The 21892-nt window shown below is 58.4% G+C and carries 21 protein-coding genes; 16 read left to right on the plus strand and 5 right to left on the minus strand.

Going from position 1 to position 21892, the window contains the following annotated elements:
- Nucleotides 1-4: 4 nt before the first annotated feature.
- On the minus strand, nt 5-601 hold the full coding sequence (locus ACIY1O_RS00435; RefSeq protein ID WP_397473085.1) for a LemA family protein: 597 nt from the start codon (nt 599-601) through the stop codon (nt 5-7).
- 155 nt (nt 602-756) lie between these two features.
- The gene (locus ACIY1O_RS00440; RefSeq protein ID WP_397473086.1) at nt 757-1524 is read right to left on the minus strand and encodes an IclR family transcriptional regulator; all 768 of its coding nucleotides are present in this window, start codon (nt 1522-1524) and stop codon (nt 757-759) included.
- A gap of 298 nt (nt 1525-1822) precedes the next feature.
- Between ACIY1O_RS00440 and ACIY1O_RS00445 the strand changes: the two genes are divergently transcribed.
- The 11 genes from ACIY1O_RS00445 to ACIY1O_RS00495 all read left to right on the plus strand — a co-directional run bounded on the left by ACIY1O_RS00445 (nt 1823) and on the right by ACIY1O_RS00495 (nt 13232).
- On the plus strand, nt 1823-2494 hold the full coding sequence (locus ACIY1O_RS00445) for a cysteine hydrolase family protein (protein WP_397473087.1): 672 nt from the start codon (nt 1823-1825) through the stop codon (nt 2492-2494).
- Nucleotides 2491-3981 carry an aldehyde dehydrogenase gene (locus tag ACIY1O_RS00450; protein ID WP_397473088.1) on the plus strand — a complete coding sequence of 497 codons (1491 nt, stop codon included), beginning with the start codon at nt 2491-2493 and terminating at the stop codon, nt 3979-3981. The genes ACIY1O_RS00445 and ACIY1O_RS00450 overlap by 4 nt, the downstream gene beginning before the upstream one ends.
- Before the next feature lies 1 nt (nt 3982).
- Nucleotides 3983-4987, plus strand: coding sequence for an amidohydrolase family protein (locus tag ACIY1O_RS00455; protein ID WP_397473089.1), 1005 nt, complete (start codon nt 3983-3985; stop codon nt 4985-4987).
- A gap of 52 nt (nt 4988-5039) precedes the next feature.
- The gene (locus ACIY1O_RS00460; protein ID WP_397473090.1) at nt 5040-5936 is read left to right on the plus strand and encodes a polysaccharide deacetylase family protein; all 897 of its coding nucleotides are present in this window, start codon (nt 5040-5042) and stop codon (nt 5934-5936) included.
- 49 nt (nt 5937-5985) lie between these two features.
- Entirely contained in the window at nt 5986-7080 is a 1095-nt protein-coding gene (locus tag ACIY1O_RS00465) for a carbon-nitrogen hydrolase family protein (protein ID WP_397473091.1), read from the plus strand.
- A 91-nt stretch (nt 7081-7171) separates the two neighbouring features.
- Nucleotides 7172-8269 carry a mandelate racemase/muconate lactonizing enzyme family protein gene (locus ACIY1O_RS00470; RefSeq protein ID WP_397473092.1) on the plus strand — a complete coding sequence of 366 codons (1098 nt, stop codon included), beginning with the start codon at nt 7172-7174 and terminating at the stop codon, nt 8267-8269.
- 17 nt (nt 8270-8286) lie between these two features.
- The gene (locus ACIY1O_RS00475) at nt 8287-9078 is read left to right on the plus strand and encodes an SDR family NAD(P)-dependent oxidoreductase (RefSeq protein WP_397473093.1); all 792 of its coding nucleotides are present in this window, start codon (nt 8287-8289) and stop codon (nt 9076-9078) included.
- A gap of 37 nt (nt 9079-9115) precedes the next feature.
- Nucleotides 9116-10324, plus strand: a complete 1209-nt coding sequence (locus ACIY1O_RS00480) for an alpha/beta hydrolase family protein (protein WP_397473094.1) — start codon at nt 9116-9118, stop codon at nt 10322-10324.
- Nucleotides 10325-10349: 25 nt separating this feature from the next.
- Complete coding sequence (locus tag ACIY1O_RS00485) at nt 10350-11366, plus strand: TRAP transporter substrate-binding protein (protein WP_397473095.1); 1017 nt, start codon at nt 10350-10352, stop codon at nt 11364-11366.
- Nucleotides 11363-11911, plus strand: coding sequence for a TRAP transporter small permease (locus ACIY1O_RS00490; protein WP_397473096.1), 549 nt, complete (start codon nt 11363-11365; stop codon nt 11909-11911). Before ACIY1O_RS00485 ends, ACIY1O_RS00490 begins: the two co-directional genes overlap by 4 nt.
- 37 nt (nt 11912-11948) lie before the next feature.
- Nucleotides 11949-13232, plus strand: coding sequence for a TRAP transporter large permease (locus ACIY1O_RS00495; protein ID WP_397473097.1), 1284 nt, complete (start codon nt 11949-11951; stop codon nt 13230-13232).
- Nucleotides 13233-13292: 60 nt separating this feature from the next.
- On the opposite strand, the gene ACIY1O_RS00500 is transcribed toward ACIY1O_RS00495, so the two are convergent.
- Nucleotides 13293-14858 (minus strand): diguanylate cyclase, encoded by a 1566-nt coding sequence (locus ACIY1O_RS00500; protein ID WP_397473098.1) that lies wholly within the window; start codon nt 14856-14858, stop codon nt 13293-13295.
- A 316-nt stretch (nt 14859-15174) separates the two neighbouring features.
- On the opposite strand from ACIY1O_RS00500, the gene ACIY1O_RS00505 reads away from it, so the two are divergent.
- On the plus strand, nt 15175-16344 hold the full coding sequence (locus ACIY1O_RS00505; RefSeq protein ID WP_397473099.1) for an MFS transporter: 1170 nt from the start codon (nt 15175-15177) through the stop codon (nt 16342-16344).
- A gap of 117 nt (nt 16345-16461) precedes the next feature.
- The gene (locus ACIY1O_RS00510; RefSeq protein ID WP_397473100.1) at nt 16462-17466 is read left to right on the plus strand and encodes an asparaginase; all 1005 of its coding nucleotides are present in this window, start codon (nt 16462-16464) and stop codon (nt 17464-17466) included.
- A 78-nt stretch (nt 17467-17544) separates the two neighbouring features.
- Here the strand turns inward: ACIY1O_RS00510 and ACIY1O_RS00515 are convergent, their stop codons facing one another.
- Nucleotides 17545-18090 carry a carboxymuconolactone decarboxylase family protein gene (locus ACIY1O_RS00515; RefSeq protein WP_397473101.1) on the minus strand — a complete coding sequence of 182 codons (546 nt, stop codon included), beginning with the start codon at nt 18088-18090 and terminating at the stop codon, nt 17545-17547.
- A gap of 250 nt (nt 18091-18340) precedes the next feature.
- Between ACIY1O_RS00515 and ACIY1O_RS00520 the strand changes: the two genes are divergently transcribed.
- A complete protein-coding gene (locus ACIY1O_RS00520) occupies nt 18341-18976 on the plus strand; it encodes a TetR/AcrR family transcriptional regulator (protein WP_397473102.1) in 636 nt (211 codons plus the stop codon).
- A 97-nt stretch (nt 18977-19073) separates the two neighbouring features.
- Here ACIY1O_RS00520 and ACIY1O_RS00525 read toward each other — a convergent pair whose 3' ends face one another.
- On the minus strand, nt 19074-19832 hold the full coding sequence (locus ACIY1O_RS00525; protein ID WP_397473103.1) for an alpha/beta fold hydrolase: 759 nt from the start codon (nt 19830-19832) through the stop codon (nt 19074-19076).
- A 240-nt stretch (nt 19833-20072) separates the two neighbouring features.
- On the opposite strand from ACIY1O_RS00525, the gene ACIY1O_RS00530 reads away from it, so the two are divergent.
- Together ACIY1O_RS00530 and ACIY1O_RS00535 are read left to right on the plus strand one after the other, a co-directional pair.
- Complete coding sequence (locus ACIY1O_RS00530; protein WP_397473104.1) at nt 20073-20612, plus strand: flavin reductase family protein; 540 nt, start codon at nt 20073-20075, stop codon at nt 20610-20612.
- A gap of 151 nt (nt 20613-20763) precedes the next feature.
- On the plus strand, nt 20764-21855 hold the full coding sequence (locus ACIY1O_RS00535; RefSeq protein WP_397473105.1) for an LLM class flavin-dependent oxidoreductase: 1092 nt from the start codon (nt 20764-20766) through the stop codon (nt 21853-21855).
- The last annotated feature ends 37 nt before the right edge of the window (nt 21856-21892 follow it).

The raw sequence follows: 21892 nt of genomic DNA on the forward strand, positions 1-21892 counted from the left end.
ACGTTTAAAACGAAACCTGCGGCGCCGCTTGTATCTGTTTGCTGTCTTCGAACTCAAGCAGGGAAGCGTCTGCGGAATGTCCAAAGGCTCCGGCTACCAGTACTGGCGGGAAACTCTGTTTATAGGTGTTGTAGGCCATTACGGTGTCATTGAACGCCTGGCGTGCGAAGGCCACTTTGTTCTCGGTGCTGGTAAGCTCCTCGGATAGCTGCTGCATATTTTGTGAAGCTTTCAGGTCGGGGTAGGCTTCCATTACGATATTAAGACGACCCAAGGCGTTGCCCAAGGCACCCTCAGCACCGGCCAATTGGCTCATGGCAGCAGCATTCCCAGGGTCGGCGGCGGCCGCCTGCAGGCCCTTGGCCGCAGTATCGCGCGCGGCGACCACGGCTTCAAGCGTTTCTCGTTCATGCGCCAAATAGCCCTTGGCTGTTTCCACCAGGTTGGGGATCAGGTCGTAGCGGCGTTTGAGCTGCACTTCAATTTGCGCAAAGCTGTTCTTGTACCTGTTTCGTAGAGCAATGAGCCGGTTGTAGATGCTGATGACATAGATGGCCACGATGGCCAGTATGACAAGAATAATGATTGCGGTGATGCCCATGTTCTTTCCCAGAGTTGGTACAAGATGAAATCAGCAGGCATGAAACGGCGCAGATGGCCATAGCCGCTGATCGCGGTGCGCGGATGTAGTACGAACAATCTATCACACTGGACGGCTATGAGCAGATTGGCGGGGCCGGATAACTGGCGAAAAGTTCAGGTTCGTCCGTGCAAGGCAAGCTCAATGGCGTTGGTGCAGGCAATCAGTTGTTTGTCTATCTGTTTCTGGCGGCTTTCTCTCATGCGGTTACTGATTGAAGCTACCAGAACAGAAGCGAAGGGCGCCCGAGAGCGGTCACGGATCACGCGTCCGATGGCTGTGACATCGAGCGCCGCGCTGCCTTCGTCGATTGCAAGGCCGCCGCGCTCTCTTGTGCGGGTCACGGCTTCGAGCAGCGATTCTTCAGTTAGCCGATAGCTGTGCAGACGTGGCGCAACCGCCTTGATGGCGATTTTGATATCTGCGTCGTTCAGGGCGGCGAGAATGGCCAATCCGGCAGCGCCGGCTCCGATCGGGTGGCGGTCGCCTTCTGTGCGTGTCATGGTCTGGATATGGAAGTCGCCCGCGATGCGATCGAGGCAGCACGTATCGAAACCACTGCGTACGACGAGGAACACCATGTCGCCCGTGGCTTTCGCCAGTTCGCGCAGAGCAGCTTGCGAAACCTCGCGCAAGTTGGTCTCGGGCAGTGCCGCGAGCCCCAATTCATACAGCAGCGGGCCGAGCCGGTAGCCGTGCGCCGGGTCCCGGGCCAGCAGCCGCTCTTGAACCAGCCGCTGCAGCAAACGGTGCGCCGTTGATTTGTTCAATGATGTGATTTCGGCGATATCCACCAAACGCAGATTGCGCGCTTGGCTGGATGCGATCAGCTTGAGCAGAAGGGCCGCGCGGCCGACGGTTTGTGCAGGTGATGAAGCGGACAAAATAGTGTCTCAATAGATGGGAATTAATTGGAGCTATCTTAACAAAAATACGGAGGCACACATTGTAAAAGTATAGGGGATGATCGCCGAACATGCCAAGCGTTAAGACTATAAATCACTGTTATTTCAAAGTAATTCAAGGTTCAAGCTTTGTGATTCAGTAATGAAAATTACGGTTCAAGGTAGATCGGGGTTTCTACTTATTTATATCAATAAGTGGGAAAAACAAATAAAAATATTGAATGTTGCTTATCGTTGACTTAGGCTTTAAACCATACAGATCGAAGGAGGCTTAGCCATGGAACGACGATTCGGGGTCGACACTATACGGCCCGCCGTAGTTACGATAGACATGCACCGCGGACACCTTGATCCCGCTGTCGCAACCATGCCTGTCAAGCCCGGCACCGAGGCGCGCACCATCCAGAACAATGCAGCCTTCCTGGCAGCAGCGCGCGCGGCAGACGTGCCGGTTATTCACATGCTTACGCAATACATTGATCCATGCGAGATACGCATGAATCCGTTCTGGCGCACCCGTGCCGATAACCCGACCGCCACACGCAAGCTTGTCGAGCGTCATCAGATTCAGGGCGGGCCCGGCTGCGAAATCATGCCCGAAATACTGGATTCAACCTATGACCTGATACTGGACACCAAGCGCAGATACGACTGCTTCCAGGCCACCGACCTGGAACTTGTCCTGAAGGCGCGAGGCGCCACCATGGTGATGTTCACCGGCATCAACACCAATAGCTGCGTGCTGGCCACCACCGTGCGAGCCAACACGCTGGATTTCGCCTCTGTCGTTGTCGAAGATTGCGTCGACACCATGGACGGCCCCGAATTGCACGCGGCAGGGCTTGACGTCATGCGCACCGCTTTTGGCTGGGTTATGACGGCTGAACAAATCCAGCAGGATATTTTTTCGGCACTGTCGGCAGGTAAATATGTAGGGGCCGCGCCGTGAAAACCTGGGGAATGTTCGTTGATGGCGACTATCACCCTTCGGCCTCGGGGGAGGTCTTCCCGGTCGTGAATCCGAAGAACGGCGCCATCATTGCCGAAGTTGCTGAAGGCGCCTCCACGGATATCGACGCAGCCATAGCCGCAGCCGACCGGGCGTTCGGGGCGTGGTCCAGCCTGTCCGGCGCCGAGCGTGGCGACATCATGCATAAGGTCGCCGATGTTCTAGACCGGCGCCTTCCCGAGCTGCTTGAAATCGAAATTGACCAGATCGGCCGGCCGCGCCGGGAAATGCAGGCACAGCTTGCGCGCCTGCCCGAGTGGTTCCGTTATTTCGGCGCCGTGGCGCGCACCCAGGAAGGGGCCGTTCCGCCGTTCGGCCAGAACTACCTTAATTACACACGCCGCGTCGCGCTGGGCGTCGTCGGGCTGATCACGCCCTGGAACCATCCACTGCTGATCCTGACAAAAAAAGTCGCTCCGGCAATGGCCGCCGGCAACACGATGGTGGTCAAGCCCAGTGAGCTGGCTCCGATCACGCCGCTGCTGCTCGGTCAGATACTGGCTGAGGCTGGTGTTCCCCCCGGCGTTTATAACGCAGTGCCCGGGTACGGGCACACTGCGGGCGCGGCCTTGGTCGAACATCCAGGAATCCGAAAGATCGACGTCACCGGTGGTACCGAGACGGGAAAGACCATAGCCTCCCTTGCCGGACGAAATCTTACCCGCGTCGCGGCAGAGCTTGGCGGTAAAGCGGCCGTAGTCGTATTTCCCGATGTCGATGTCCAGCGAGCAGCCTCGGCCGCCTTATTCGCGGCCTTCATCGCCAGTGGCCAAACCTGCGTCCAGGGGGCTCGCCTGCTGGTTCACAGATCCATTCACGATGCGGTCGTCACAGAGATCGTCCGCCGCACTTCGGCAATCCGCTTGGGCGACCCGCAAGACGCCGCCACGCAAATGGGGCCTCTGGTTTCCGCCAAACAGCGCGATCTGGTTGAAAAATACGTGGCTATCGGAATTGAAGAAGGGGCGACTCTTGCCGCGGGCGGTAGTCGTCCCGACGACGCCGCGTTTGACAAGGGCTTTTACTATTTGCCGACGGTATTCACCGATGTTGCCGGCCAAATGCGCATTGCCCAGGAAGAAATCTTTGGGCCCGTCATGTGCGTGATTCCTTTTGATGACGAGGAAGAGGCGGTGTCGCTCGCCAATGGCACCCAGTTTGGCCTTGCCACCAGTGTCTGGACGCACGACATCGCTCGCGGCCATCGGGTGGCGCAAAGGCTCGAGTCGGGCATCGTCTGGATCAATGACCACCACCGCATTGACCCGTCGTCACCCTGGGGCGGCTTCAAGATGAGCGGGATCGGCCGTGAGAACGGCCTGGTTGCCTATCACGAGTACACACAGCTGCAAAACACCATCGTGAACCTGTCCGATGAAACTTTCGACTGGTACGACGATAGCGCTGAATCAAAAAGGTATAGCTGATATGCGGATCGATATCCATAGCCATGTGGTTCCCAGGCGCGTCGTCGACCAGATAGCGCAGTCTCCGTCCGAATTCCTGGCGCGCATCGATGAAGGGCAAGACGGAGCGCGCAAGGTCGTTCACGAACAGGGGTACATCTATCCGCTGTTTGATGAGTTCCATGACCCAGAGGCCAAGCTCGAGTCCATGGATCGCAAGGGAATCGATATTTCCGTCATTTCTCCCGCGCCTCCGATGTTCTATTACTGGGCTGACGTCGATCTGGCCGAAAAAATGGCACGGCTGGTCAATGACGGCGTGGCCGACATGGTGGCCGCCAATCCGGCGCGCTTGCGCGGAATGGCCACCATTCCGATGCAGCATGTCGATGCCGCGATCGCCGAGATGGAACGGGTTGTCCGAGAGTACGGGTTCAAGGCGGTTGAAATCGGCACGTCGATCGAGGGTGCGCAGCTTATCGAAGAGCGGTTCCGGCCGGTGCTCAAGCGCGCCCAGGATCTTGGCCTTTTCGTTTTCGCGCATCCCTATTACGTTGGAGCGAAAAAAGGGCTCGAATCCTTTTACCTGACCAACCTGATCGGCAATCCGCTTGATACGGCTGTCATGGTGGCCAACCTGATGTACAGCGGCGTTCTCGACGAGCTCCCCGACCTCAAGATCTGCCTTGCCCACGGTGGCGGGTTCACGCCATACCAGCTTGGACGCCTCGTGCATGGGCACAAGGTCCGTCCGGAAGCGCGCCAGTTTACGCAAACGTCGCCCAGTGAGTTGATCCGCCGCTTTTATTTCGACAGCCTGGTTTTCGATCCAGGAGCCTTGCGCTACCTCATCGACCTCGTTGGCGCCGAGCGGGTCTGCATCGGCACGGATTCGCCTTTCGATATGGGTGACGAGCACCCCGACCAGACAATCGCGTCAATACCTGGCCTTACCAGCCACGAAAACCACGAGGTCTGCTGCGGCACCGCCATGCGCTTGCTTGGCGAAGGCTCCTCGGGTTTTTAAGCGGGTACGCGTGCAGCAGCAGTAGCATTTTCCAACACCGGAGAATAGCAACATGGCAGCAGAACAGATCGGCAACAGTGTGCGGGATCGGGTTCCGTACACGCTGATACACAAGCGACCACCACTACGCCTTCCGGGCGATGCCAGGATTGCGGTGTGGACAATCGTCAATGTCGAGAACTGGCGCCCAGGCAAGCCGATGCCTCGGGTGATTTTGCCCCCGCCCATGGGCCAGCCGCTGTTGCCCGATGTGCCCAACTGGGCCTGGCATGAGTACGGCATGCGTGTGGGTTTCTCGCGCTTTCTCCAGACGCTTCGCCAGCGCGAACTCAAGGCGACGTTTGCCGTGAACGGCAGCGCTTGCTCGGTCTACAAAGAAGCATGCGAAGCCGCTCACGAGGCCGGTTGGGACTTCATCGGACACGGATTCGTGCAGACGCCCATGCACACGGTCGAGGATGAGCGCAAGGCGATCGCCGACACCATCAAAGCCATCACTGAACTCACTGGCAAGCCCCCGCGCGGCTGGGAAAGCCCGGGGCTGACCGAAACCGATCAAACCGTCGACCTGCTGGCCGAGGCCGGGATCGAATACGTGGCCGATTGGGTGCTTGATGACCAGCCCGTGCATATCAATACCAAGTCGGGGCGAATGACCTCGATTCCATACACCGTTGAAATCAACGATGTGGTCATCAGCGCAGTTCAGCAGCAGCCGTCCGACGAAATCCTGCGCCGGGGGCGAGATCAATTTGATCGTCTCTATATGGAAGGGGCCGATTCCGCCCGAATCATGGCGATCTCGATTCATCCCTTCCTAACGGGCGTGCCGCATCGGATCAAGTACCTGGAAGCGCTATACGACTACATCCTTGGCCATGAGGGCGTGCTGATGTGGACAGGATCGGAAATTCTGGATTGGTATCGGTCGCAGGTTGACCAGGCATAAATAGGCGAAGCGATCAAGAAGCACTGAGCATAATTCTTAGGAGGCCATCGTGGCAGATACTCTAGGACATATCAAGGCGGCAGTCGTCCAGTCGGCAGGCAGTTTTCTAGACAGGGACGGAGCCGTTCGCAAGGCGGTAGAACTGATTGAAGAGGCCGGCGCGATGGGCGCCCAGATCGTGGTGTTTCCGGAAGGCTATATCCCGGCCCATCCGATCTGGTTCCATTTTCACGCGGCCACCAGCGCTCGCGGGCTTGAGATGGCCGCTGAACTGTTCCGCAATTCAGTGGTGGTGGGCGGGCCGGATACTGATCGCCTGTGCGCTGCCGCGAAGCGGGCGGGCGTGTGGGTGGTCATGGGTATTTGCGAAAAGCTTCCCAACACCACGGGCACCATGTGGAATAGCGCGTTGCACATATCGCCGCAGGGAACAATCGCCGCCAATCATCGCAAGATCAGCCCGACGGTGGGAGAGCGGCTTGTGCACACAGGCGGCGGCAGCGAGGGGCTTGAGCTGCCCAGGGCCGGCTTCGGGGCAGTCAGCAGCCTGTTATGCGCCGAGAACTCCAACCCATTGCTCGTGTTCAGCGTCGTCGCTCAATACTCCATCGTACATGCCGCGCTGTGGCCCAACCATTTCTCGCCCACCCAGCCGCGCATGCGCGATGTCATTCTTAATTCGTCCCGGGCAATTGCCTACCAGGGAGGCTGCTATGTGCTGAACGCCGCCGGAACGCTCGACGACGCCACGATTGAGCGCATTGCACGCGACGACGACGACCTGGCCTGGCTTCGCAAGGAAGGTACGCTGGGCGGAAGCTGCATCGTGTCGCCCGGAGGCGAGTTATTGGCCGGCCAGGCCGGCGGCGAGGAAACCATACTTATCGCCGACCTCGATCTTGATGTGGCCGTCGGCAAACGTTCCATCCACGATTATGCGGGCCATTACAACCGTGCCGATCTGCTCGGCCTTACTGTGCACCCCACACCGCATAGCTTGTTCAAAGCGCCGTGGCAGCCACAGCAGCCCGGCGCTTCCGACATAGCCTCCGCGGGCCAGGCGGCTGGAAATGGGGCCGGCGAAGGTGGTGCAGGGCGGGAAGGAGCACCCATGCAGGAAGCCGGAGACGATCGGGCGTCGTAGTCGGTACCCGCAACCGTCCTCAGGTCTGTTTCTGATGCATTGAATATCGAGTCGATGCCCAAGGGTGTCGAAATGCTCAAGGAGAATATTGATGTCCCGTTCCACCATCATAAAGTCCGTCGAGACCCACTTTCTTTCCATTCCGCTTGAGCGTCCGCTGATCACGGCTGCTTTCCCCATCCCGGCAATCGACACGGCAATGATGCAGATCACCACGGAAGGGGGCTTGCAGGGTGCGGCATGGAGCTTTGCATTTGGCAAGGGCCGGGTGGCGAGCCTGGTGCGCATGATGGAAGACTTGGGGCAGATCTCTGTTGGTCATGATGCGCTGGATACCGAGGCGCTGTGGTCAAAGCTTTCCAAGGCGGTGGGTTTCATCGGCCAGCGCGGCGTAGCGGCGGCGGCCATGTCGGCAATCGACACCTCTTGCTGGGACATCAAGGGCAAGGCGGCAGGCCTGCCTGTTTATCGCTTGCTTGGCGGTTTTCGCAACGAAGTCGAGGCTTACGCCAGCCAAGGTTTGTGGCTGGATCGCTCCCGGGACGCGCTGGCAAAGGAAGCGAGCAGCTACGTCGAACAGGGGTTCAAGGCGGTCAAGATGCGCGCCGGTCTTGCCGACGAGAACGAGGATGTGGCCCGTGTGCGCGCCGTGCGCGAGGCCATTGGCCCGGACATCAAGCTGATGGTCGACGCCAACCAGGCATGGGATTTAAAACAGACGCTGCGCATGGGTCGAAAATTTGAAGAATTCGACCTGTTCTGGCTCGAAGAGCCGATGCCGTTCAAACAGGTGGCCGACTACGCGCGGGCGACTGAAGCCCTGGCCATGCCGATGTGCACAGGCGAGTCGAATTACTTGAAAGATGAAATTCTGAATCTGGTTCTGCATCGGGCCACTGACTATGCCATGCCCGACTTGATGCGCATGGCCGGGGTGACCGAATGGATGAAAGTGGCTCATGTATGCGAAGCGCACGAAGTCAAAGTGACGCCGCACCTGTTCATGGAGCATTCGGCCCACCTGGCGGCCGCCTGCCCTAACGTCGTGTGGCAGGAATACCAGCCGTGGTGGCAGCCTGTAATGGCCGAACCCATCGACATTGTCGACGGCAATATCCGTTTGTCGGACAAGCCGGGCTTCGGGTTCGAACTCTCCGCCAAGGCACTGGCCGATTTCAAGGTCTCATGAATACCGTGGAGGCAGTAATGGCAACATCTGAGCAGCATTATGTCGATCTTGTTCGCCGCTTCAGTCTTAAGGGCCGGGCGGCGCTGATCGTCGGCGGTTCGCGCGGCATCGGGCGGGCGATAGCAGAGGCGTTCGCGGATGCGGGCGCCGATGTCGCCGTGGTCGGCCGTTCTTCCGGGCCGCTTGAACAGACCGCCGCCGCGATCGAGCGGCGCGGCGTGCGGGGCGTTGCCCTGACGGCGGATGTCAGCGATGAGTCCGGGCGGAAGCAGTTGGTCGCCGATGCGCACGCACGCCTCGGACGCCTCGACATCCTTGTCAATAGCGCAGGGGCCAAGCCCGTGCGCGGCGATATGCTCGATCGTGAGCGCGATGAACTGCCAGAGCTGCTCCAGACCAATGTTCTGGCATATCACCAGGTATCGCTGGCGGCGGCGCGCATCATGAAGGCCCAGGGGTGGGGGCGGATCATCAACATCAGCTCGGCCACCGGCCAGAAGGCGCGCCGAGGCATGGCCGAGTACGCCATCACGAAGGCGGCCGAGATCATGATGACGCGGGCCTTTGCAGTCGAGCTGGGTGAATACGGCATCACCGTAAATGCGTTGGCGCCGATCCTGACACGCACCGAATTTTCAGCAGCGCAGCTGGCAGACGAATCGGATGTGCAGCGCGTCCTTGCGATGCAGGCCATCAAGCGCATTGCGGAACCCGAAGACGTGGTGGGCTCTGCCTTGCTGCTGGCCTCGGATGCGGGGGCTTTCATTACCGGTACCACAATCACTATAGACGGAGGCGCGGCGGCCTAGAGCGGCGGTGGCGCATTACCTTGGAGAACCATGAATCATGGCGGAACAAAAGCTCATAGATCAGAAATCATCCGACGCCTCGGCGCATTATGAACCTTATGGCTGGCAGCATTGGCCAGAGCATCCTTGGCTGTCCTATCAGTTCCGACGCGCGCTTGGCGAGTCTCAAGAGGGCGGGGGAAGCGTCAGCGAGTCTTTCCTCGCCGCCAGCAGGATGCGGCCCGGCGACAAGGAAAGCTGGCACAAGGAATGGCTCGTCATTGCCCAGGCGAACCTTGAGCGCGGCTACGAGGCCGAGGCCAAGGGGCACACCTATACCGCCAGGCGATACTGGCTCAAGGCATGCAACCAGTTCCGCTCGGCAGAATTCTGGTTGCCCGCACACGATGAGCGCCGGTTGGCCACCTTCCTTAAGTGCGAAGAAAGCTTTCAGGCCGCCGGACGCTACTTTGATCCGCCCATTGAAAAAATCGAGGTGCCGTATCTGGATGGGCAGGTGCTGCATGGCTATTTCATTCAAAGCCCCGGTGCTCGAGCCGCCGGCGGCAAGCAGCCTGTCCTCATCGGGTTCGGAGGGCTCGATTCCTTCAAGGAAGAGCTGTATTTCATGGTTGGCCGCGGGGCGCTGGAGCGCGGCATTTCCTGCCTGCTTATGGACGGTGCGGGCCAAGGCGCCACCCTGCGCAAACATGGGATACATAATCGCTTCGACTACGAAGTACCGGTGGGTGCGTGCATCGATTATCTACTGGCGCGCGGCGATGTTGATGCGAAGCGAATTGCTGTCAGTGGTTCCAGCCTCGGGGGCTATTACGCCGCCCGCGCAGCCGCTTTTGAGCCGCGCCTGGCCGCGGCCGTGTCTCATGGGGCGGTATGGGCGGTCAATGAAATCTGGGGCGAGGCCGATGAAACTCATGGCCTGGCCGAGCATATTAAATGGGTTTTTGGCGCCGGCTCGATGCGCGAGGCGCTGCAAATGGGCGAGGCGTTCACCCTCGAAGGGGTGGTGGAACGTATTCGTTGCCCTTATCTCATTGTGCACGGCGGGTTCGATGTATTGGGAGTCCGTCAGGCGCAACACACTTTTGACGCAGCAAAGAAGGGGGGCGTTGACGTAACCCTGCGCCTCATCGAGGAAGACGAAACGGGTGCTGAGCATTGCCAGCACGACAATCCGACGCTGGCACAGGACATTATCGGGGACTGGCTCGCGGATCGTTTCGATATCAAGCAGCCTAGCCGCTAGGCTATTGCAAAATCAGGAGACGAGCATGAAAAAGACCATATCAGCGAGTTTGAAAGTTTTGGTGGCTGCGATCGGGATCGCAGGGGTTTCGGCTGCCTCCGCAGCCGGTTTCACAATGAAGATCGCGCACTCGGCCAACCCCGGTGAGTCGCGCGATCTTGGGGCTCATCGGATGGCCGATCTGCTCAATGGCAAGAATTCCTGCGACCTCAAAGTTCAGGTATATCCGTCGTCGCAGTTGGGCGGCAGCAACGACATGATCCAGCTCCTGCAGCTTGGCTCAGTCGAATCCACATTGCTGCCCGCATCTTTCCTGGTCGGCTTCCAGCCGTTGCTGGGCATCATGGACTTGCCCTATTACTTTCCCGACGACCCTCAGAAGCTGCTGGAAATTCACAAGAGCCAGGCCATGAAAGACTTGCTGGATACGACCACCAGCAAGGGTATTGTGTCCCTGAATGTGTGGCACACCGGCTACAAAGAGTGGACGGGCCCCCGTCCAATGGTGACGCCTGAAGACTACAGGGGGCTTACCGCGCGTGTCATGCCATCCCAGGTGTTGGTCGAGCAGAACAGATTGCTGGGCTTGCAGAACGTTTCGATGAACTTCGGGGAAACTTATTCAGCGCTTCAGAACGGCGCCATCCAGGCGCAGGACAACCCGATCACGCTGATCCAGTCCATGAAGTTCTATGAAGTCCAGAAGTACATGACCATGACCGACCACGGAACCCTCGACCAAGTGTTCATGGTGTCCAAAAAGTGGTGGGACCAACTTCCCGAAAGTTGCCAAGGAGAAATTCGTGAGGCAGCGGATGCGGCAGCCGTAGTGTCCTACGAGACAACTCAAAAGGGCATTGAAGAAGCGCTTAAAGTGTTCAAGAGCGCCGGTATGGAAGTCGTGCCCATGACAGCGGAGCAAAAGGCGGTGCTGGCTGAGGTCACCAAGCCCACACGCGATTTCTACGTGAAGCTCACGAAGGGGGAAGGACAGACTTATCTGGATGCCTTTGATGCCGAACTGGCCGAGGTAAATAAATGAAGTGGGCCACATGCATCATCCGTGGCTTGAACGCGTTCAGTCGTACGTTCTCGGGCGTGGTGCTCCTGGTCATGACATTGGTCTTGTTCGGGAATATCGTCGCCCGGAACTTCCTGGGGTACTCCTACGTCGGAGGAGACACCCTGGGATCGTGGTTGATGGTATGGCTGACTTTCATTGGCGCCGCGTTCATTGTCCCTATTCATGGCCACGTTGCCGTCGATTTGCTGCTTAGGGCCGCAGGCGTGCGTCTCATGCGGGCGGTTGTTTTCATTACGGCCATTGTCGGAATGGTGACTTCCGCCATCATGGCTGTTCTTGGCATCCAACTGACCAAGTTCATCTTCAACACTGGCGAGATCGAAACTACCCTGGGGGTTTCCCCGGGGTTCCTCTATCTGCCGATCGGCATAGGAATGGTCTTGATGTTCATCAACTATGCCGATCTGCTCGTGGCCATGTTGCGCAAAGATGACTCACGTCTGCCTTCCGTCGAGGCGGCGATCGAGCCGATAGCAACGCCTGAGGGGCCTTCTGGTGTGTGATCTGAATACGGACAACTACTTAGCCAAGGTGGACTAAATGCCCTATGTCGTTATCCTGTTGGTTGGCGCGAGCGTGCTGCTTCTGCTTTCCGTGCCGATTTTTTTGTCGCTGTTGCTGCCGTCCATCGTCGCTTTCAGTGTCTCGGACTTGGGCTTGCCCCTGGTCGCGTTGCCTCAGCGAGCCGTTCAGGGCGTCAATGTTTTTGCGTTGCTTGCCATTCCGATGTTCATTTTCGCCGCGGACGTAATATCCCGCGGTGAAATTGGCAATCGGCTGGTTGACGTTGCCGATTCGTTGGTGGGCCATATACCGGGGGGGCTAGCCATCTCGACAGCCCTGACCATGGCCGTATTCGGCGCCATTTCGGGCATAGGGGTGGCCGCGGTCGTGAGTGTCGGGCCGATTGTCTACCCCGCATTGATCAGGCAAGGTTATAGCAAGCGTTTCTCCATCGGCTTGATTCTTTCGGGGTCTACGCTGTCGATGTTGATCCCCCCTAGTGTGGCTGTCATTCTTTATTGCTTGCAGACGGGCCAATCCATTGCCAAGGTTTTTCTTTCGGCATTTGGCGCCGGCCTGGTGTTCCTGGTACTGCTGATCGCGTATTCGCTGGTGTATGCCTTGCGTCGCGGCATTGGCAGGGCTCAACACTTTTCCGCGTCGGCCCTTCTCAAGGCGCTGAAGCGTGGCGGTTGGGCGCTGATGCTGCCGGTCATCATTCTGGGCGGCATATACAGCGGCTACTTCACTGTAACCGAGGCGGCCGCCGTATCGGCGGTATACGCGATGTTCGTCGAGGTATGCGTCTATCGCAGGCTGAAGCTGCGCGAGCTTCTGGATGTCACGAGCACGTCGGCGGCGACGATTGCCATGCTGCTGATTTTGATTGCCGCGGGCTCTATCATGACCTGGTTCATGACTGTGCAGCAGGTGCCCCAGATGATCGCCGGCCTGATCGGCTCGGGGTCGGCTGAAAGCCTGCTCTTGATCGTCAACGTGATATTTCTGATAGCCGGCATGGTAATCGACCCGAACTCGGCCATTATCGTTTTGGCGCCGCTGATTTTTCCAGCAGCCATGGCTGTGGGTATTGACCCGGTGCACCTGGGCGCCGTCCTTACCCTCAACCTTGCCATCGGCATGATCAGCCCGCCCTTCGGCATCAACCTGTTCGTCGGCATCGTGACATTCAAGTCGCATTTCGCAGAAGTGGTAAGGGGCTGCTTTCCCTTTCTCATTCTGGCGCTTGTTGCCTTGGCTCTGGTCACTTATATCCCGTCGCTCATCATGTGGCTGCCTGAACTTTCCAGCGTGCGCTGACAAAGCCGCGGCGACAAGGGCCTTGCGTCGAACCGCCCCGCGACCGCGGGGCGGGCGGCTCTATATTGCCAGGTGTACGCGATTGCGGCCGGCGGCCTTGGCTTGGTAAAGCGCTGTGTCCGCAAGCGCCATGGCGTCATGCACGCTGGCGCCGTGTTCGGGATAGCAAGCCACGCCCAGCGAAATGGTCACGTGTCCCACGCCGTCAAAGCGGGTCTGTTCTATGACGGACCGTAATCGTTCGGCAAATTGCCTTGCCGAATCAAGCTTTGTGTCCGGCAACAAAATAACGAATTCCTCGCCCCCCGTGCGGGCGACCACATCTTCTTTGCGAGCCTCGGCCATGATCATGGCCGTCATGGTTCTAAGGACCTCATCGCCCGCGGCATGGCCATGCCTATCATTGATGGCCTTGAAATGATCGATGTCGACCATCACCGCGGCCACGTTCTGCGCCGTCTTCATCAATTTTCCGATGGCTGTGTCGAGCCCTCGGCGGTTGCCCACGCCGGTAAGCGGATCCGTGGAACCTTCGCGGTGAAGCTTGCGTAGGCGGCTTCCCACTGCGGAAAAGCTTTGCAGCAGGCCTTTTTGTATCAGCGCCGCTTCGACGTACCAGCCCTTGATGAAGCGAATGCGCAAGAAACTGGCCCGGTTGTCCAGATTGGCCGCGACTTCGGCAAGTTCATGTAAAGGGTAAGCAATAAGCCGGGCCAGCCACCAGATTGCCAGCAAGCTGATGATGAACAGCGGCAATGTGTGGTAAAGCGTCTGTAAAAGAAGCTTGTCGATGTTGGATAGTGCGATTTCGGTGGGCCGCTGTACGACGACACCCCAGTTCGCGAAGGGTATCGGCGCGTAGCTGACGAGCTGGTCATGGGATTCGGCGTTGCTTGTGCGCTGCGTTCCCGCTTTGCCGCGCAATAATTCCGGCACAGGTTCCGTGTCTTGGAAAGAGGAGCCAATCAGGTCTTGCTGTGGGTGGTAAACAACCGTTCCCGTTTCGTCCACGATGTAGAAATAAGAGCCGTTTTGATAGTGATGCTTGGCTAAAGCGGTTTGCAGGGCGCTGCCGCCTTGCAGGCGAATAGCGCCGCCGATAAACCCCGCATAGCCGCCCTCGGGCAAAAAGATGGGATGGGCGATGACGCTAAGCCAGCGGCCGGACGGTCCCTTGAACGCGCCGCTGATTGTTGACACACCTTTCACATTGAGCAACTGCCTGACCTGTGAGGCCTGTAAAAGTGTGCCCACCAGGAAAGCACTGCCGGGCAGGGCCGCAAAAATCTTGCCTGAGGAGTCAACCGCAATAAGGGTGCTGAAGGTGTCAGAGATGCTTGCGAGCTGCTCCAGTTCTTTTTGTGTGGCGGCCGGATCGAGCCGGCTTTCGGTTACGTCCAATGCAGCGGCTTCAAGCACCTGTGCGGATGATGCAATAAATGAATCGGTTACGTGTGCCAGCCTTTCAGCATAAGAGCGGTTTGTGTCCAGGCTGTGTTGCAGCAGCAAACCGTGCTGGACTTGATACGCAGCGTGCATGCTGTTGCCCAATGCCAAAAACACGAAGAACAGGCACATCCAAAGGATCAGACGCCTTAGATCAACGCGGAAAAGCGATTCAAACATTTTTTTCGAGATGGCTGTATGGATTAACGTGCAAGCGGGTTGATTGTACGTCGAAGGTTGGGGCGGACGGAATTCAGTCAAAGGCCGCAGGCTCAATCCCAGCCGTGCTTGCCGCGAGTCTTCCAACAATTATTCACAGGCTTGCACACAGAAACAGTGGATAAGTGTGAAGCGGCGTTCAAATGGCTTATGCTGTGCGGACTTGAAAATTTCGGGACACACAACATGCAGCAAGTGATCCATACCGGGCCGCGGCCTCTTGACCGGCTTCCGGCCGGCACGATTGACGACGTCACCCACATGTGGGATTAAAGAGATGAAGATTCCTGCTTGGGCGCCGTTTGCGTCATTGACGGCGGTGGCGTCATTGGGTCTTGCGATATTCTTCACGCTGTACTCGCTTATTCCCGTGACGCGAGCTGATGCGCCGGGGTTGAGCAGCTTGTTCCTTGGAACCATGATGGCGTTCGTCATGGGCGTGCAGGCCCTCACGCCGGCCCTGGTCAGCCGATTTTCACTTCGGTCCGTGCTGGCCGGCTCGGTGGCCCTGACGGCCGCCGGAGCACTGATCACAGGCATGGCGGCCGGCACGCCCGCATTGCTTGCCGGGGCTGTTGCCGCGGGTGCGGGCTTTGGCATCTTGATCGTTGCCGGATCCCAAGGCATAGCATTGCTCGTGTCGGCCAACAGGCTCGGACGCATGATCGGCATTTACGGACTGGTCACCATGGCCGCTTCCGCCTTGGGCTCGCCCATAGGAGTGCAGCTCGCGCTCACGTTCTCGCCGACTGTATTTGGCATTTGCGCCTTCATCGCTGGGATGATCGCCGTCGGGTTGTCGTTCGGGGTACCGGCCGCTGTGGGACGGGCTTCAGCCGGCTTGCCCGCCTCAGGCAGCGTTCAGCGCAAGCCTTTGGCCGAGGGCAAGAAAAGCGGGCTGCGGCGTATGCGTGACCTTGTGGCGGGCGCCCCGTGGCTTGTCTTGTGTTTCTTGCTTATTGGAGTGGTGCTGCTCTCGCATGGCTTGTCCAGCCTGCCAGTACTGGCGTCAGCATACGGAAGCGCCGCCGTCGTCATTTTTTCGGTCCAGGCGGGCAACGCGCTGGGACGCTGGCTCGGCGGTGAGCTCGAAGCGAAAACCACGACTGGCGCCACGATTGTCACGGGGGCGGTTTTGCTGGCGGCCGGAGGAGTGTGTGGGGTATTTGCCGCAAGCTCCACGGCGGCGATGGTTTCCGGCGTGCTGATAGGCGTCGGAATCGGAGTTGTCCAGACCGTCACGCTTCACACGGCAATGCGCCTGCTAAGCGCGGGCCGCGCGTCGGTGATGTGGAATCTTTCTGTCGATGCGGGACTGTGGGTAGGAGGCATCCTTTGGGGCCTGGCGCTGACATCGCGGTTTGTCGAAGGCGGAGTCCTCTTGTTTTCCGCAGCCATTATCCTCGTCGGAATGATGCTTGTGCTGCAACTGCGGCGAAAGCTCTAGGCAGAGGCAATGCATTACTTCGGTGGTCGTGCCCACGCAAGCGGCGCTCCATGAAGTATGCTGTAGTCCATTGTGCGCCCGGCGGATGGCGGGCGTGATAACTTGCTGGAGCAGACAATGGCCTTGCCTACCGTAAAGGTGTTCGCCCTGGGCGGCACCATTGCCATGACCGAAAGTCCTGATGGCGGCGTTGTGCCGACATTGACGGGCGAGATGCTGATCAAGGCGGTACCCGCACTGGCTGAGCTGGCCAAGCTGGAAACCGTCTCTTTTCGGCAGATTCCGGGCGCTCATTTATCGTACGACGACCTGCTGGCGCTGGCGGGGGCGATAGAAAAAGCGGTGGCTGAAGGGGCAAGCGGGGTGGTGGTTACTCAAGGCACCGATACTATTGAAGAGACGGCGTTCGCGCTGGACAGGCTGGTTGACTGCGACGCACCTGTTATTGTTACCGGCGCCATGCGCAACCCGACGGTGCCTGGCGCGGACGGGCCGGCAAACCTGCTGGCGTCTGTGCAAACAGCTTGCAGCGACGATGCAAAAGGGCTGGGCTGCATGGTGGTGTTCAGCGACGAAATCCATGCCGCCCGCTTTGTGCGCAAGGCGCACACCAGCAGCACGGCGGCTTTTGTTTCGCCGTTGGCGGGCCCCATCGGCTGGGTTTGCGAAGGGCGCGTGCGCGTCGTCAATCGTGTGCAGCGCATGGGATCGGCATTGCGTGAACTTGGCCGCGACAGCGCCGACGTGGCTTTGCTTACGGTGTGCCTGGGTGATGACGGCCGGCTTGTCGATGCGGCCTGCAAGGCGGGCTTCGCCGGGCTGGTTGTCGAGGCGACGGGCGGTGGCCATGTTGCGCCGCCGGTGGCCGAGGCCCTGGAGCGGGCCGCTGCCCAAATGCCGGTGGTGCTGGCTTCGCGCACCGGAAACGGCGAGGTGCTGGGCAAGACGTATGGCTTTGTGGGCAGCGAAATCGACCTGCAAAAGCGCGGCCTTATCCGGGCCGGCTGGCTTGATGGCAAGAAAGCGAAGATATTGCTGACCTTGCTGCTGCGCGGCGGCCGGGTCGACGCCGCTTCGGTGCAGGCCGCGTTTGGCGTCTGGGGCGGCGGGGCGTTGGACTAACCCCCGGCCTTGGCGGCGGATTTTTTCGCCTGCCTAGGGCCCCGCAACGGCCTTGTGCCTTTGGGCGTCAGGCGTCGTCTACGCTGTCGGCTCGGCGGCCCGGCGCGGGTCGTCCGAATGAATTTGCAGGGCCTCCAGAAACCGCGACACCATGTTGTAGGTGGCGATGGTGGCGGTAAGTTCGACCATCTCGCGGTCAGTGAAGTGCTTGTCAACAGCGTCGAAGATGGAATCTTCAACCTGTACATTTAATGTCATGGCATCGGTATAGGCCAGTACTGCGCGCTCGCGCTCAGAAAACAACGCTGTGCCTTCCCAATCTTCTAGCGCGTCCAGTTGAGCCTGGCTTAGCCCTTCTTTGAGAGCGATGGGTGCGTGCTGGTCGGCTTCGTAAGGCGCGCGGTTAAGATGGGCCACGCGCATGATGATCATCTCTCGGATGGCTCCTGGCAAAGTACTTTGCTGGCGGATTCCTGTCAGATGGTTGAGCCAGCCGCGAGCGATCGGCGGGCTTTGTAAAAGCATTTGGTACAAATGCAGTACGCTGCCTCGTTCGGCAATGATCTGCTCTACCAGTGGGCTGGCTTCGGGGTTGGCAAGGTCGGCGTAGGGGAGGCGGGCCATGGGAGTCTCCGGCTTAGAATGTGTGAAGTGTTTGGCAGGTGTGATTAGACGGCAATGCTTGAGACATGCTGCGTGATCGTCTGTTGGATGTGTGTCGGCTGTGATTACAATGGCGTCCTGATGCACCCCCCGAATGCGGGTAGCCGCAGGCGTGCCCCAAGCGCGGGGAGTATGAGCCGCGCAGTACAAGACTAATGGGTTTTCTATGCCAGCAACACCACAGAAAAACAAGCGTAGTCGCGCACCGCGCATGAACCCTGCCGAACGCGAGCAGATGATTGTACGCAAGGCGGTGCAATATTTCGCTGAGCACGGTTTCGACGGCAGCACCCGCGAATTGGCCAAGCAGATAGGCGTGACGCAATCGCTGCTGTACCGTTACTTTCCGACCAAGCAGGCATTGATCGAAAAGGTGTATGGGCAGGTGTATGTTGCGCGCTGGAACCCATTGTGGGAAGAAGGCTTGCGTGATCGCGAGAAGCCTTTCGAAGAGCGGCTGAAGGGCTATTACCTGGACTATGCGCAAAACCTGATTCGCAACGAATGGGTCCGTATCCTGATCTTTGCTGGTTTGCGCCAAAAGGGCATCGATGACCGCTTCTTCAAGCTGCTGCATGAACGTATTTTCAAGACAGTGGTTTACGAGGCGCGGCATGAATTCGGTTTCTCGCCGGATCCGGCCAACGATGACATCGATCTCGAGGTGGAATTGGTATGGGCGCTGCACGCAAGCATTTTTTACATCGGCATGAGGCGTTGGGTATATCAAACCGCGATTCCAAAGAACTTCAATAAAGTAATCGAGGCGTTGGTCGAAGGCTTGATACAGAGCCTGGGCCATTTATATCGTAAGAACAGCGCCGGCGACGAGAATCCGTCTTCCTGACCGGCGCCCACGCGGGCCGCTGCCGCGCTGCGCATGTGGCATCGCACACACCGCGGCGCCGTAGTTCACTCGTGTTGTGGTCGCCGGAATTCGCGTTCTATTCCAAGTGCTCCTGAACTTGTTCCAGAAATGCTTTTGGGTGCTCAATGTTGGAAATATGCGCGCAATGGTCGAATACGTGCAGTTTTGCATTGGGCACGAGTTGGGCGATCTCTTGCATATGTTCCGCCGGAGCGGCGACATCCTGATCTCCGGTCAGTAAAAGTACGGGGCATCGTATTTCGGACAATTGCTCGCGCAAATCGAGATTACGAACGGCAGTGGCCGCCAGGGCGTAGCCTTCTACGTCGCATGTAAGAATCATGTCCCGCATGCGCGCAACGGTATCGGGTTCGGCATCGCGAAAGCCCTCGGTAAACCAGCGTTCCAATGTGCCTTGAGCGATGGCTTGCAAGCCGTTTTCTTGCGCCGTCTGGATCCGGGCGTCCCATTGTTTTTGGCCTTCGGCATTGTTCCAGTAACGGCAATTGGCGGCCACCAAGCGCCGCACCCGGTCGGGGTAGCGGGCGGCCATGTGCAAGCCCAGCATCCCGCCTAGCGAGAGCCCGACGAAATCAAACTGTTCGACGCCCAGCTTGTCCAGCCGAGCGATCAGCGCTTGCCCCATGCCGGCGATATTGTCTTGCGGCGGTAGCGATGCGTCGGTGGCCGGACCATGCCCGGCATAGTTGCAAGAGACTATTCGATGGCGCTCGGACCATGCGGGAATCTGCCGGTGCCACATATCCTGGGTGGCCGAAAGAGAGTTTGCCAGCACCAGGACAGGCGCCCCGGCGTCGTGGGGTTGTGTGTTCATGGTCTTCTCCGGTGTAGGGTTTTTTAAAGACATGATATTGCAAATTCAAGGCATGCAAACTTATAATGATCATTAGATCACTAAATTGAGGCTGAAGAAAGCAGCGGCTGCGACAACAGTCATTGTCAACAGACCGCCGATCAGCGCCATATCGAGACAGTGCGGCCGGTTGAGCAGATGAAGAGCACCGGCTGCGTCACGCGAGGCCAAGGCGGTCAGTCACAGCAGGGAGAGACAAGCATGCCGATAACGCAGGATGAGTGGGTCACGGTGGACGCTCCGGCCCAAGAGTTTGGGCCGGCAAACATGGCGGCGCCCCAGCAGCGGCATTTACGCAATGCGCTGGGATGCTTCCCCACCGGCGTGGCGGTGATCACGACCCGAGACGAGGCGGGCGCGCTCTATGGTGTAACGGTCAGCTCGTTCAATGCCGTCTCGCTCGACCCGCCAATGGTGTTGTGGTCGCAGAAGCTATCCGCGCCCAGCCACGGAGTATTTCGGCGAGCAGTGCATTTCGGCGTCAATGTATTGGGCAACCACCAGCGGCATTTGTCCGAGCGGTTCTCGCGCCCGTCCACGAACAAATTCGATTCTGTGGACTACATGCTGACCCCGGAGGGCGTACCGCTATTGGAAGACGTGGCCGCCCAGTTCGTATGCCGCAACGATTTCCGCTCATACGGTGGCGATCACGCGGTGTTTTTTGGCACTGTGATGCATTTTGGATATAGCCCGACGTCAACGCCGTTGATATTTTCCCGGGGCGGCTATCTTGATTAGAACTTAGAACTAAGGGTTTCTTAGTAGAAGCTCTAGTATTTCCTTGTACTGCTTTGCGCTTATTATTGATCACTTGAGCATCAATTAAGGGGAGACAGTCAGTTATCCCTTTAAAGAAGAACAATGAAAGGCGCTGTCTGGAGACCAAACAGTGGAATTAGGCATTTTTTTGATGCCCCTGCATCCCCCGGGGCGAAATGTTACCGAAACGCTTAAAGAAGATCGCGAAGCGGTGTTGCTGGCCGATCGCCTTGGCTTTACCGAGGCTTTTGTCGGCGAGCATATTACCGATGCCGCCGAAACAGTCACGTCGTCCATGGTTTTCCTTTCCAGCCTTCTGTCGGAAACCAAGCAGATCAAATTGGGCACCGGCACCATCAACATGCCCAACAACCACCCGGCGGCCGTGGCGGCGCAAGTGGCCATGCTTGATCATTTGCTCGAGGGGCGCTTCATCATGGGCATCAGTCCGGGCGGCCTGATGTCTGATGCAGAGGTCTTTGGGAACCTTGACAAGAATCGCAATGAGATGCTGGTCGAATGCATCAACACGGTGCTCAAAATCTGGGAATCCGAGCCACCATACGATATACAAGGCAAGTACTGGAATATCTCGGTGGGGCGCACCATGATCCCCGAGATCGGCCAGGGCTACATCATGAAGCCCTATCAAAAGCCGCATCCCCCTATCGTCGGCACAGCGGTGGCGCCATTTTCCCAGGGTGTCACTGAAATGGCCAAAAGAGGTTGGCAAGCCATATCGGCCAATTTCCTCCTGCCTCAATGGGTCAAGACCCATTGGGACAAATACGCCGAGGGGCGTGAGCTGGTTGGGGCGCAGCCCCATCCAAGTGAATGGCGGGTTGCCAAGAGCATATTCGTCGCCGATGACGATGCAGTCGCGCAACGCTACGCTTACGAGGCTTCCGGACCCTATCATTTTTATTTTTCACAGCTAATACGCAAGCTGGTGACTGCCGGAGGGCGGGGTAATTTGTTCAAGGCCGATCAAAGCATGCCCGACGAGCTCATTACGCCGGATTACGTCACCAAACAGTTGGTCATTGCCGGCTCGGTCGATTCGGTCGTAGACCAGATACTGGCGTTTCGTGACCAGATCGGCGATTTCGGCAAGTTGCTATATGCCGGTCACGACTGGGTTGACCCCGTGTTGGCCAAGCGCTCAATGCAATTGATGGCCGAAGAAGTCATGCCGCGGGTCAATGCCGCAATTAAAGAGTAGGCCGTATACCGGCGAACCAGTCGTCTTATAAAAAAAT

Source organism: Pusillimonas sp. (assembly GCF_044464525.1).
GTDB lineage: Bacteria > Pseudomonadota > Gammaproteobacteria > Burkholderiales > Burkholderiaceae_B > Pusillimonas.